The sequence below is a fragment of the Skermanella sp. genome, from assembly GCF_059503625.1.
Map to the genome: position 1 here is coordinate 1 of NZ_JCACHA010000691.1, position 11,866 is coordinate 11,866.

General features: G+C 60.4%; 15 protein-coding genes. 8 read left to right on the plus strand and 7 right to left on the minus strand.

The genetic code is table 11. From position 1 onward, the window contains the following. The 5 genes from AC5JJ6_RS22635 to AC5JJ6_RS22655 all read left to right on the plus strand — a co-directional run. Positions 1–433, plus strand: a 433-nt coding sequence (locus AC5JJ6_RS22635; RefSeq protein WP_496044233.1) for a hypothetical protein, incomplete at its 5' end; no start/stop codon positions are given. 137 nt (positions 434–570) lie between these two features. Further along, on the plus strand, positions 571–816 hold the full coding sequence (locus AC5JJ6_RS22640; RefSeq protein ID WP_496044234.1) for a type II toxin-antitoxin system Phd/YefM family antitoxin: 246 nt from the start codon (positions 571–573) through the stop codon (positions 814–816). Beyond that, complete coding sequence (locus AC5JJ6_RS22645) at positions 813–1,208, plus strand: type II toxin-antitoxin system VapC family toxin (protein ID WP_496044235.1); 396 nt, start codon at positions 813–815, stop codon at positions 1,206–1,208. The genes AC5JJ6_RS22640 and AC5JJ6_RS22645 overlap by 4 nt, the downstream gene beginning before the upstream one ends. Positions 1,209–1,327: 119 nt before the next feature. Continuing rightward, a complete protein-coding gene (locus AC5JJ6_RS22650; RefSeq protein ID WP_496044236.1) occupies positions 1,328–1,537 on the plus strand; it encodes a hypothetical protein in 210 nt (69 codons plus the stop codon). Positions 1,538–1,651: 114 nt separating this feature from the next. Continuing rightward, on the plus strand, positions 1,652–2,935 hold the full coding sequence (locus AC5JJ6_RS22655; RefSeq protein WP_496044237.1) for a putative sensor domain DACNV-containing protein: 1,284 nt from the start codon (positions 1,652–1,654) through the stop codon (positions 2,933–2,935). 192 nt (positions 2,936–3,127) lie between these two features. Here the strand turns inward: AC5JJ6_RS22655 and AC5JJ6_RS22660 are convergent, their stop codons facing one another. The 3 genes from AC5JJ6_RS22660 to AC5JJ6_RS22670 all read right to left on the minus strand — a co-directional run bounded on the left by AC5JJ6_RS22660 (position 3,128) and on the right by AC5JJ6_RS22670 (position 5,370). Then, positions 3,128–3,736, minus strand: coding sequence for a hypothetical protein (locus tag AC5JJ6_RS22660; protein WP_496044238.1), 609 nt, complete (start codon positions 3,734–3,736; stop codon positions 3,128–3,130). A 62-nt stretch (positions 3,737–3,798) separates the two neighbouring features. Continuing rightward, complete coding sequence (locus AC5JJ6_RS22665) at positions 3,799–4,047, minus strand: pilus assembly protein HicB (protein ID WP_496044239.1); 249 nt, start codon at positions 4,045–4,047, stop codon at positions 3,799–3,801. A gap of 393 nt (positions 4,048–4,440) precedes the next feature. Beyond that, on the minus strand, positions 4,441–5,370 hold the full coding sequence (locus tag AC5JJ6_RS22670) for a dihydrodipicolinate synthase family protein (RefSeq protein WP_496044240.1): 930 nt from the start codon (positions 5,368–5,370) through the stop codon (positions 4,441–4,443). A gap of 201 nt (positions 5,371–5,571) precedes the next feature. Here AC5JJ6_RS22670 and AC5JJ6_RS22675 point away from each other — a divergent pair, with 201 nt between their 5' ends. From AC5JJ6_RS22675 to AC5JJ6_RS22685, 3 genes are read left to right on the plus strand one after another with little or no spacing between them, the layout of a single operon-like run. Beyond that, on the plus strand, positions 5,572–7,050 hold the full coding sequence (locus AC5JJ6_RS22675; protein ID WP_496044241.1) for a M48 family metalloprotease: 1,479 nt from the start codon (positions 5,572–5,574) through the stop codon (positions 7,048–7,050). Between the two features lie 7 nt (positions 7,051–7,057). After that, complete coding sequence (locus AC5JJ6_RS22680) at positions 7,058–7,612, plus strand: LemA family protein (RefSeq protein WP_496044242.1); 555 nt, start codon at positions 7,058–7,060, stop codon at positions 7,610–7,612. Between the two features lie 48 nt (positions 7,613–7,660). Continuing rightward, positions 7,661–8,572 carry an ROK family protein gene (locus tag AC5JJ6_RS22685; RefSeq protein ID WP_496044243.1) on the plus strand — a complete coding sequence of 304 codons (912 nt, stop codon included), beginning with the start codon at positions 7,661–7,663 and terminating at the stop codon, positions 8,570–8,572. Here the strand turns inward: AC5JJ6_RS22685 and AC5JJ6_RS22690 are convergent. The 4 genes from AC5JJ6_RS22690 to AC5JJ6_RS22705 form a co-directional block, all read right to left on the minus strand. Further along, complete coding sequence (locus tag AC5JJ6_RS22690) at positions 8,562–9,254, minus strand: HAD family hydrolase (protein WP_496044244.1); 693 nt, start codon at positions 9,252–9,254, stop codon at positions 8,562–8,564. The genes AC5JJ6_RS22685 and AC5JJ6_RS22690 overlap by 11 nt on opposite strands. Then, the gene (locus AC5JJ6_RS22695) at positions 9,251–10,288 is read right to left on the minus strand and encodes an aldo/keto reductase (protein ID WP_496044245.1); all 1,038 of its coding nucleotides are present in this window, start codon (positions 10,286–10,288) and stop codon (positions 9,251–9,253) included. Before AC5JJ6_RS22695 ends, AC5JJ6_RS22690 begins: the two co-directional genes overlap by 4 nt. A gap of 12 nt (positions 10,289–10,300) precedes the next feature. Next, positions 10,301–11,074, minus strand: coding sequence for an SDR family NAD(P)-dependent oxidoreductase (locus AC5JJ6_RS22700; protein ID WP_496044246.1), 774 nt, complete (start codon positions 11,072–11,074; stop codon positions 10,301–10,303). Positions 11,075–11,100: 26 nt separating this feature from the next. Then, positions 11,101–11,866 (minus strand): ABC transporter ATP-binding protein (locus tag AC5JJ6_RS22705; protein WP_496044247.1); only part of this gene is annotated, 766 nt, incomplete at its 5' end.

Genomic DNA, 11,866 nt, shown 5'->3' on the forward strand with positions numbered 1-11,866 from the left:
CATTCCCGTCCTTTACCTGCCCGAACTACCCACGGGTGGGCGCAAGATGGAAGGCATGGTGACTTTCGTCGGCGGACGTCCCGTCGTCATCCTGACCAAGAAGGACGAGCACCCCGACTGGATGCTCTTCATCCTCGCCCACGAACTCGGCCACCTCGCCAACCGCCACCTGACGGAAGTCGATGGTCAGGCGATCGTGGACGAGGCGGTCAACAAGGACGACTCCATCTCCGACATGCAGGAACGCGAAGCGAACGGCTATGCCCTTCAGTTGCTTACGGCAAAGCAAAGCGGGATTCAGATCGGTGGAAAGGGCGCCGTAAGCGTTCCTTGTATACACTGCTGCTGCCGCGCTGCCGCCAATAAGTACTTCAACCTCGATACGCTTAGCCATGACAGCGTTGAATACCTGGAAAAGACAGGCGTTATTTGAGCCGCACGCGTATGTTGAGACACCTCCGACTCATTTCGACAGGTTTCCTGCATGCCTCGCGCAACCGGAATAGGCTTGCTCATCTCGGATGATAGACCTATTCTGTCTTAGCTAAGTCTAGCCAGGAGCGGCGAAAGATGCCTGTCGTCAACATGCTTGAGGCCAAGTCCAACCTTTCACGCCTTGTCGAGGCGGTCGAAAGCGGCGCCGAGTCTGAAATAATCATTGCCCGCAACGGCAAGCCAGCGGCCAAACTCGTTCCACTGACCGCGCGGCCTACCGGCCCCCGCATCGGCATTGCGAAAGGCCGTTTCACGGTACCCGACGACATCGACACTGACAACGAAGCTATCGAAAAGCTTTTCGGCGGCAACGCCGAATGAGGTTGCTGCTGGATACTCACGTCGCACTCTGGGCCATCACCGATAGTCTGAACCTCTCGGCTAAAACACGAGAGATGATTGCCGATCCTGCCAACACTGTAGCCGTCAGCGCGGCAAGTATTTGGGAAATCTCGATCAAACGTGCGCTTGCACGTGGCAAACCTAATGATATGCCGATATCCGGTGCTGAGGCTGCCGAATATTTCCGATCTGCGGGCTACATCTTATTGAGCATTTCACCCGAACACGCCGCAACCGTGGAGTACCTTCCCCATCTGCACGCCGACCCCTTCGACCGCATCCTTGTAGCTCAATCCCTGGCAGAGTCGCTGTGCCTAATTACCCACGATTCCAAAGTCGCGGCATATAGCGCCTCGATCATTCGCATCTGACCGTGGTGCCTTCCGCGCTATATAAAGGATGGACCGGAGCCACCCGAAGAAACTGAAACTGGATCATGCCCCAACCCCACGCACCGAGCCCCCGCTACCCGACCTTCGACGAGTTGCGCTTGCGCCATCCGGCCGAGCAACGCGAAGCCGCCATCCAGGCCTTTCGCAATGCCGAAAAGATCGCGTTGGAAGCAGGGGGAAAGCTGGTGGTTTTCGGCTCCCTGGCCGATGCCGGCTTCGTCTTGATCATAACTCCTGAGGGCTTTCTGTTTCCAGCGCTGCGCGATCGGATCAAGAAGCAAGGGCGTGAACCCTGCGCTCTCGATTGAAATCGCTAGTGGTGTCAACTTGATATCAACGCAAAATAGGAATTTATCGGCGGCACGCAGACTTTTTGAACTTCCCCTCTGGTGACGTCCCATAAATGGCAATAGGGTGTTAAGTTGAGATTTTTCCCTAAAGACCTTGCAAAGGCTGTAGCAACACGTTGGCCTAACTTGGTCTTCGGTGAATATGAATGTCCGCCCTGTCCTCCAGAGAAAATGCTACGTGAGTTGTTAGAGGTGGTATATCTTGCGGCAAGTATGTCCGAAGAAGCTCGCTATCCCAAGTTTAACTTGGTTGCAGTACCTTCTAATTCTGAAAATTACAACACTAGCATTCAAAAAAAATGGCTATTCCAGTTGCCTCGCCTCCTCACAGTGGACGAGTTAAGGCGCCTTGCTCCGGCGGTCAGTTATGAGAGTTGTGTCATTTTGGTAGAATGGGATGTTCGCCAGTGGAAAATCATCGGCTTAGCTGATTTAGGAAGTAAGTGGCATCATGCCCATCTCGGCCTTGGGTATGAATATCATGTGCCTTCGGCTCTTATAATAAAAGTAGATGGTCCCGGCCGCATCCGAGTTTATCAAGGACAGTTCATAATCGGCATGCTAATGCACGGAAAAATATCGAACTTTAACGGATATGGCATAGATATGTCACTGCATGCTATTGTTAGGTCGGGATTGACAGCCTTGAATAATTCAATAAAAAAGCCGGTCTTAGAAGAGCCAAGTGAGTGGAGCGGGTTTGAGTTTATTGCATTAATGAATGTTTTTGTTGGTTCTGTTAATCTAATCAGTCGAAAAGGTCAAGGCGGAACCATTGTAATAGTTCTCTCAAGCATATCGGATAATGTTACTGGCATTAAGCTCAAGTATAAAATGCAAAGTGACAATTTACGACAATCTTTTGTGAATTTTATGAATTTTAGGCACGAATTTGCAGATATAATTGCTCGTGAAGAAAATGAGGAAATTATACCTGTTGAAGAAAAAGTCACAGTTGACTCTCATCTTCGAGATTCTGAGTCGCGACTGATTGAGGATATCCAGTTTATCACCGACTTATCAAAAATTGACGGAGCGGTTCTGTTAAGCTCGGATCTTCGCATTTTAGGTTTTGGTGGAGAAATAATTGTACATGGGATTGATGGTTGTGAAGTTCACTGTTGTAATGAATTGCCAGTAAATATAAAAAGAGGAGGGAAAAAAGATAATGTTAACATTGAGCAATTTGGAATGCGTCATAGATCGGCAATCAAGTTGGTTTGCCAACAAAAGGAGTATACAGCCATAGTGATCTCGAAAGATGGCCCTATCAGCATTATTTGGTCATATGAGGATTTAGTATACCTCAGCACATTTCACCAACTACGCAATGCCAACATGCCTTGGGGATCTTAATTGTGGTAAAGCGCGACGATCTACACCAATTGATTAATTAGCAAATTTATTAATTATTCTTTCTAAATTCTAGTTGTGCTGCAGTATTCATACCGCGACGCGACATACGATTTGTTCACATAAGTCCACTCATAGTTTTGTAAGAAGATGATATTTCAACTCTACCTGCTCCGTAAAATTCAGCTTCGTCACTCAATATGTCGGTCTGATTACGTTGACGAAACATGTATAGCAATTCGGGTTTTGTTCATTTTTTTCCTGAATAGGTTCAACAACTAGTGTTTCGGATCTTTCTATAACGGTATCTGGATCATCGCTCTCCAGTATAATATATATATTCATCCAGCTCTGTACGATATTAGCTCGCATCTTGACCGATGATAATGAAGGAAGATGCTCAATAGGACAATGAAGAATGTCAAATTTGTTTTCGTATCCTGCGGCAGAACGTGCAAGTTTATCAATTCTATTCCAGTTTGACTTGATTGTTACATCCCATTTACCATTTAAATCTGGGTAAATCCAGTCATTAAGTTTTGGTATCCAACGCCAGAGCACGCGCCACATTGGAGTCATTAGAATGCAAGCTATGACGGCTTGAGTGAGAAGAACTATCGTTCCTAATGTAACTTTGTGACCCAATCCTGATAATATTGGCTCCAGCTCATTAATCATTATGGCAATACCAACTGCCGTATAGGCAACTAGTGAAATCCACATCCGAAGCCCAAGAACTTTGTACATAATCTTCTTCCGTCGTTTGACGTGATGTTCAGTGTAGCGGTTTTGCAGGCGAATCACTCGGATCGGTCCTGTCAAATTCCAATTCTGCTGTGGTCACCATTGGCAGATGCCATTTTCTATCAATCCAATTCGTCGCCAACCTGCGGCAGAACATCCGGCACACGAGCTAAAAACGCCTTCAGCTTCGTTCCGGTTGGATCATCAACACGCCGACGAAGGAAGTCTTCTGCCGTTTCGATCGCGCCGACCTTTTGAGCCACGGCGGAAGCGATCCACTGGTTCAGGGATACGCCGTCCTCGCGCGCAAGTCTCGCGGCGGCTTCCTTGACCCACGATGGCAGCTTCAGGGGATATGTGGCCTTGCTCATGTCACCAACCCTTACAAGAAATTCGTTGGCCGGAATTCGTTGGCCGGACTACCAATACACCGAATCGAGTAGCCGCAGCAAAGTCGCGGATGTTGCCTGTTACCAATGCATCTGCCTGCCCATTCACGGCTGCCTCAAGAAACATCTCGTCGCAGGGAAATCCGTGATCCGGTCCCAGTCCTTCCAACCGCAGCGTTAGCGAGTTGACCGCCGTTACCTTATAGGCTAAAAATCCTCCAGCCTACTCCCGAAATCCGTCAACTCCGCCCGCACTCCGCTGCATCCCCAGCCGGAGCGATCCCACATGCCTATCACGGAAACAGGAATTATGTCATCACTCCGGCCTATACAACTCAGGCTAATTGATTACATTTGCGTACAGTCGCTGTCGCATCACCCCCAGCGCAACACCAGCGGGTCAAGCCGCTTGGCCGTGTCCAACAGCCCCGCCCGTGTCGCCGGATGCATCGGCGTGATCGGGTGACGGGGGGCGTCGCAGCGGATCACGCCGCCTTCCTTCATCAGCGTCTTGGCGGCCAGCAGCCCGCACTGGCGGTTCTCGTAGTTGATCAGGGGCAGCCAGCGGGCGTAGCCGGCGACCGCCTCCTCGCGGCGTCCCGCCAGATAGTCGTCAACGATGGGGCGCAGCCCGTCCGGGTAGCCGCCGCCGGTCATCGTTCCCGTGGCGCCGGCGTCGAGGTCGGCCAGCAGCGTGATCGCTTCCTCGCCGTCCCAGGGGCCTTCGATCGCGTCGCCGCCGAGCTGGATCATCTCGCGCAGTTTGGACGCGGCCGCCGCGACCTCGATCTTGAAATAGGCGACGTTCTCGATCTCCTTCGCCATGCGGGCGAGGAAGGGAGCGGACAGCGGAGTCCCGGCCGCCGGAGCGTCCTGGATCATGATCGGGATGTCGATGGCATCCGACACCGTGCGGAAGAGGTCGTAGATGCCGACCTCCGGCACGCGGATCGTCGCGCCATGGTACGGCGGCATCACCATGACCATGGAAGCGCCCGCCTCCTGTGCCCGCTTGCTCCGCGCGGCGCAGATCCGGGAGCTGAAATGGGTGGTCGTCACGATCACCGGCACGCGTCCGGCGACATGGTTCAGGATGGTGGAGGTCAGCACCTCCCGCTCGTCGTCTCCCAGGACGAACTGCTCGGAGAAGTTCGCCAGGATCGACAGCCCGTTGGAGCCGGCGTCGATCATGAAATCAAGGCAACGCTTCTGGCCGTCCAGGTCCAGGTTGCCGGACTCGTCGAAGATCGTCGGCACGACGGGGTAAACGCCCCGGAAACGCGGGTTTTTCGCTGAATGGCTCATGGTTTTGCGGCCTCTCCCTCGGTTTTGTTCTTGGGCCGAACAATATCCGGGCATGCCGCGCCCGGCAACTCCGCCAAGCCCTTGGCTCTCCAAAGAAGCGGCGCGACTGCCACTTCTGCTGTCATGGACGAAAGCCGGTAAAAAGCATTCAATCTTTGCGAATTGCCCCGCGGAGGGACCGGACCTATGTCAGCGAATGGGATGGCCTTGGACTCCTTCGGTCCGCTGGACCGCGTCAGCTTCCATGACGAACAGGCCCGGCGGCGCCGGGGCACGTGGCGGATGGCAGCGGCCTGCCTGCTGATCGCGGCGGCCATGGGCATCGTCACGGCGGCCATCGCCGGGCCGGCGATCATCCTGATCGCCGGCGGGTTGCTGCATCTGGCGGCTTGGGCTGGGATCGAACCGGCCTATTGCCTCCAGACCGCCACCGCTTTAGGCCAGTGGGCGGGGTCGAAGATGGACCTCCTCGGCGCGATCGTCGACGGGCTGGACGACAAGGTCGGCTGGCCCAGCTATTGGGCGGCTATCCGCCGGACGCCGGAACTGCTGACCGCCTTCGTGCCGGGGCTGATCGCCTCGGCGCTGCTCTGGATCGGCTTCCGCCGCCTGCTCCGCCGCGACAGGGCGGAAGACCTGATTACGGCGCTGAACGCCCGGCCGCCCAACCTGCGCGATCCGGAGGAGCGCCAACTCTCCAACATCGTGGAGGAAGTGGCGATCGCCGCCGGCCTGCCCGCCCCGCGCTTATTGCTGGTGGACCAGACCGCCACCAACGCCGCCGCCGTCGGCAGTTCCCACAAGGACGCGACGCTGCTGGTCACCCGTGGCCTGCTCGACACCCTCAACCGCGAAGAAACGCTCGCCATCGCCGCCCATCTCGTCGCCTCCGCCGGCAACGGCGACTTCGCGGTGATGCGCTCGCTGCTGGCGGTCTTCCAGGTCAAGGGCTTCTTCCTGACGCTGCTCGACCTGCCGTTCCGCCGCTCCGCCTGGGTGGCGCTCTACCGTCTGATCGCCGCCGTGCTGTGGCGGCGCGGCTCGCATCCGGTGGAGGCCGCCGCCCATGACATCGAGCGGGCGATTTCCCCGGACTCGTCGGAGGAAATCAACCGCACCTTTTCGGAAGGAAGGTTCGCCACGCTCCGCAATGTGCTGATGTTCCCGCTGATCCTGCTGATGCTGGTCGTGGTGATGCAGAAGTTCATCATCCAGATCTGGACGCTGTTCTTCCTGGGCTGGCCTCTCGCCGCCCTCTGGCGGACCCGGCGCTATCTGGCCGACAGCACCGCCGTCCAGCTGACCCGCAACCCGGACTCTTTGCGGAGCGCCCTGCTGAAGCTGGCGGAATCAGGCGCGGTGCCGGTGGGGGGAGAGTCGCGGGACTACCTGTTCGTTCACGCGGCGGCCCATAGCCAGAGCGGGTTCGCCGCCAGGCGCGGCATCGCGGATTCGATCCAGCCGTCCATCCATGCCCGCGCCGGCCGGCTCGCGGCGCAGGGCGGCGGCACGCGGCAGCGGCGATTCAACCCGCGCCACGCCATCGGCTACGCCGTGCTGGGACTGATCCTGTCGCCGCTGATCGGCGTTCTCGTCTTCCTGGTCGGCCTGCTGACCCTGGGCACCATCGTCTTCAGCCTCGCCCTTGGCCTGACGGTCGCGTCGGCAATCCTGACATGAGGACCTTATGAACACCTGGATTCCCTGGATAATCGCCGCCGCCGTCGTCCTCTACCTGATCTACCTCTACAACGGGCTGGTGACCCTGCGGAACCGCGTCCGCAACGCTTGGTCCCAGATCGACGTGCAGCTGAAGCGCCGGCACGACCTGATCCCCAACATCGTTTCCAGCGTCAAGGGCTACATGGCGCGTGAGCGCGGCCTGTTCGAAACCATCGCCCGCGCCCGCGAAAAGGCTGTTGCCGCCGGCTCCGACGTTCCCGCCAGGGCGGCGGCGGAAGCCGCGCTCGACCGCTCGCTGCACAGCCTGTTCGCCCTTGCCGAGTCCACCCCGCAGCTTCAGGCCAGCGCCAATATGCTGGCGCTCCAGGAGGAACTCAGCTCGACCGAGAACCGCATCGCGTTTGCCCGCCAGCACTACAACGACGCCGTTCTGGCTTATAATACAGCGCTCTCGACCGTCCCGAGCGTCTTCATCGCGAGCGCCTTCGCCTTCCAGCCGGACACCCTGTACGAGGTCCCGGACATGCGGGAGCGTGAGCCGGTGACCGTCAGCTTCTGACCTGCTATGGTGCCCGAAACGGGGAAACCGGGGTCTCGGTAGGGCGGAATGCGGATCGGCGTTGATGTCGGCGGTACGAAGATCGAAGCGGTAGCCCTGGACTCATCCGACCAAGTCGCGGCCCGGCTGCGCGTGCCGACCCCGCGCGGCGACTACCCCGCGACGGTCGAAACGGTCGCCGGGATCGTCCACGCGATCGAGCGGGAAACCGGCTGCCAGGGAACAGTCGGCGTCGGAATGCCGGGATCGATCAGCCCGACGACCGGCCTGATCAAAGGCTCCAACTCGGTCTGGATGACCGGCAAGCCGTTCCGCGACGATCTGGAAGCCGCCCTCGACCGTCCCGTCCGATGCGCCAACGACGCCAATTGTCTCGCCGCGTCCGAGGCCTTTGACGGCGCCGGCGCCGGGGTGGATATCGTCTTCGCCGCCGTCCTCGGCACCGGCTGCGGCGGCGGCCTGGCGCTCGGCGGCAAGGTCCACGAAGGCCGCAACACCGCCGCCGGCGAATGGGGCCACAACGCCCTGCCCCTGCTCCAGGGCATCGAGCTGAAAGGCCCGCCCTGTTTCTGCGGACGTTCCGGCTGCATCGAAACCTTCCTCGCCGGCCCGGCGTTCGAGGCCGATTACGGCGCCCGCACCGGCCGGTTCCTGCCTGCCGCCGCCATCGCCGAACTGGCTTTGCGCGGTGATCCGATCGCCGCCGAAGCGCTGGACGCCTACGAAGACAGGCTCGCCCGAGCGCTCGGGCTGGTCGTCAACCTGATCGACCCTGATATGATCGTGCTGGGCGGAGGCATCTCCAACATCCGCCACCTCTACCAGGCCGTGCCAGCGCTGCTCGCCCGCTACACTTTCGGCGGCGAATGCCGGACGCCCGTCGTGCCCGCCGCCCACGGCGACAGCAGCGGCGTCCGGGGCGCCGCCCGCCTGTGGCCTGCCAGTTCGATTAGCGGGTAAGCTCCCGGACCAGTTCCGGCAGGTCGGTCAGCTTGTCGAAGACCATCGCCGCTCCTGCCTGGATCAGCTTCTCGCCATGGCTGCGCTCTCGCGCCGCATTGCCCCGGATGTGGCTGCCGCCTATAAAGCCCAGGACGGTCATCCCGGCCGCCTGCCCTGCCCTGGCGCCGTGGATGCTGTCCTCGACCACGATGCATTGGGCCGGCTCCGCCTTCATCCGCTTCGCCGCCAGCAAAAAAAGGTCGGGGGCGGGTTTGCCGTGGACGACCATGGTGGCGCTGAAGATGTCGGGCTCGAACAGCGGCAGCAGCCCCGTGATGCGGAGCGAGTAGCGGATACGCTCCGGGATGCTGCTCGACGCCACGCAGAACGGTCTGTCCAGCCGTTCCGCCGCCCTCGCCACGCCGGGCACCGCCTTAAGCTCCCGCCCGAAGGCGTCCAGGATCTCCCGCCGCAGGTCGTCGAGAGCCTCGGGCGCCAGCCCGCGCCCAAGGCCCGCTTCGACCGCCGCTACCATGGACGCGGTGCTGCTGCCCAGGAAGCGGTCGAAAACGTCATCTTCGTCAACGGGATAGCCGAAGCGGTTGAGCGCCGCCGTGGTGCAGCGGAGGCTGATGGGTTCGCTGTCCACCAGCACGCCGTCGCAATCGAAGATGACGAGGCCGTTCATGGGCCGAGTCATGGAATCGGCGCGTCCGCGCGGATCAGCTCGGCCGACCGCAGATCGCGCCAGAACTCCGCCGGGATCGCCTCCGTCATCAATGCCACGTTGCGCTCCGCCTCTTCCCTGGATTTCGACCCTGGAATCACCGTCGTCACCGCTGGGTGAAACAGCGGGAACTGGAGCGCCGCCGCAGGAAGGCTGACGCCGTAGCCCCGGCAAACCTCCTCGATCGCCGCCACCCGCTGCATCACCGGCTCCGGCGCCGGCAGGTAGTTGTAGCGGGCATCCGGAACGGCTCCGGTCGCCAGGATGCCGGAGTTGAAGGGGGCTCCCAGGATGATCGACACGTTCTCCGCCACGCAGCGCGGCAGGAACCTGTCCAGCCCGCCCTGCTCCAGCAGGGTATAGCGCCCGGCCAGCAGGAAGGCGTCGAACCGGCCGATATCCATCAGCCGCTCGCACGCCTCCGCCTGATTGACACCCGCGCCGAAGGCGCGGATCACGCCGTCCTCCTTCAGCTTTTGGAGCGCCGGCAGCGCCCCCGTCCTGACATCCTCGAGCCGGGCTTCGTACTGGTCGCCGTGGGTCCACATATCGGCGTCGTGGATCAGGACCATGTCGATCCGGTTCATTCCCAGCCGCTGAAGGCTGTCCTCGACCGATCGGATCGTACCTTCATAGGTGTAGTCGAACACCGGCTGGAACGGCAGTTCGCCGGTGAAGATGCCCCCCTGCGACGGTTCCAGCTTGGGCGGCGGCACCTTGCCGTGCGGCTTCAGCAGCCGCCCGACCTTGCTGGACAGCACGAAGGCGTCGCGCGGGTAGCGCCGCAGCGCATTACCGATCCGGTGCTCGCTCAGCCCGTGCCCGTACAGGGGAGCGGTGTCGAACAGCCGGATGCCGCTTTCGAACGCGGCGGCGACGGTATCGAGCGCCGCGTCCTCCTCCACCGTCGCGTAGAGGTTGCCCAGCACGTTGCCGCCGAAGCCCAGGGGGCTGACCGCGACATCCGAGTTCCCGACCCGTCTCAACTCGTCAAGCCTGATGGCCATCTCGCTTCATCCTTACCAGCAGGTGTAGCCGCCATCGGCCAGCACGATGCTGCCGGTCAGAAGGCTGGACGCGTCGGATGCCAGGAACAGCACGACCGAGGCGATTTCCTCGGGCTGGCCGACCCGGCGCATCGGCGTATTCTCCAGCCACACCGGATACATGCGCTCGTCTTCCATGCCGAACTTGGTCAGGGAGGTCTCGATATAGGTCGGCGCCACCGCATTCACCCGCACGCCCCGCTCCGCCCATTCGGCCGCCAGCGACTTGGTCAGGTGATGCACGCCCGCCTTGGACGCGTTGTAGTAGCTCTGCGGCTGCGGCTTGTTGACGATGAAGCCGGACATCGACCCGACATTGACGATCGAGCCCTTGCCCTTCGCCAGCATGTGCTTGCCGACCGCCCGGCAGCACCAGAACACGCCGTTGAGGTTCACGTCGATCACGTTCAGCCAGTGCTCGTCCGGCACTTCCTCCGCCGGGACGTCGCTGCGGGCGATGCCGGCGTTGCAGACCAGGATGTCGATGGCGCCGTTGGATTTCACCAGCCCGTCCACCGCCGCGTTGACATCAGCCGGCTTGGTCACGTCGAGCACCACGGCTTGCGCCTTGTGCCCCGCCTTGACCAGATGGTCGCGGCCCGACACCGCCAGTTCCTCCGAGATGTCCGCGACGATCACGCTGGCGCCCGCTTCGGCCAGAGCTTCGCCGCAGGCGAGACCGATGTTGCGGCTGCCGCCCGTGATCAGCGCGGTCCGGCCCGACAGGTTGAACTTTTCCAGATACATGGGTTATCTCCTGGGAATTCGATCGGTCAAGCCGAGCGCCGGCCGGCGGCGGGGCTGTCGATCAGGTGGTGGCGGCTGGTGTGTTCGATCGCCAGACCGTCGCGGCCGAACATGTGGCAGCCGCGCGGGTTGACGCTGAGCCGGACGTTGTCGTGCATGCTGGCGGCTTCGTCGCCGTCGGCCTGGACGACCATGATCTGGTCGCCCGCGACCTGGATATGCAGGAAGGTCAGGCCGCCCAGGCGCTCGGTCACCAGCACCGTGCCGGGGATCTCGCCGTCGTCGGTCAGGCGGATATGCTCGGGGCGGATGCCAACCGTGACCTCGTCGCCGCCCCTCAACGTCTCGCCCTTGACCGGGACCGCGATCGGGTTGCCGCTCGCCAGTTCCACGGTGATGCCGTTCTCGGTATTGCCGATGACGCGGCCGGGCAGCAGGTTCATCTTGGGCGACCCGATGAAGCCGGCGACGAACAGGTTGCGCGGGTGATGGTAAAGCTCCAAGGGACTGCCGACCTGCTCGACCACCCCACCCTGAAGCACCACGATCTTATCGGCCATGGTCATGGCCTCGATCTGGTCGTGAGTGACATAGATCATGGTGGCGGCCAGCTTTTCGTGTAACTTGGCAAGCTCGATCCGCATCTGCACGCGAAGGGCGGCGTCGAGGTTGGACAGGGGCTCGTCGAACAGGAAGACCTTGGGCTGACGGACGATGGCCCGGCCGATGGCGACGCGCTGGCGCTGACCGCCGGAAAGCTCCTTGGGGCGGCGTTCAAGCAGGGGGCCGAGG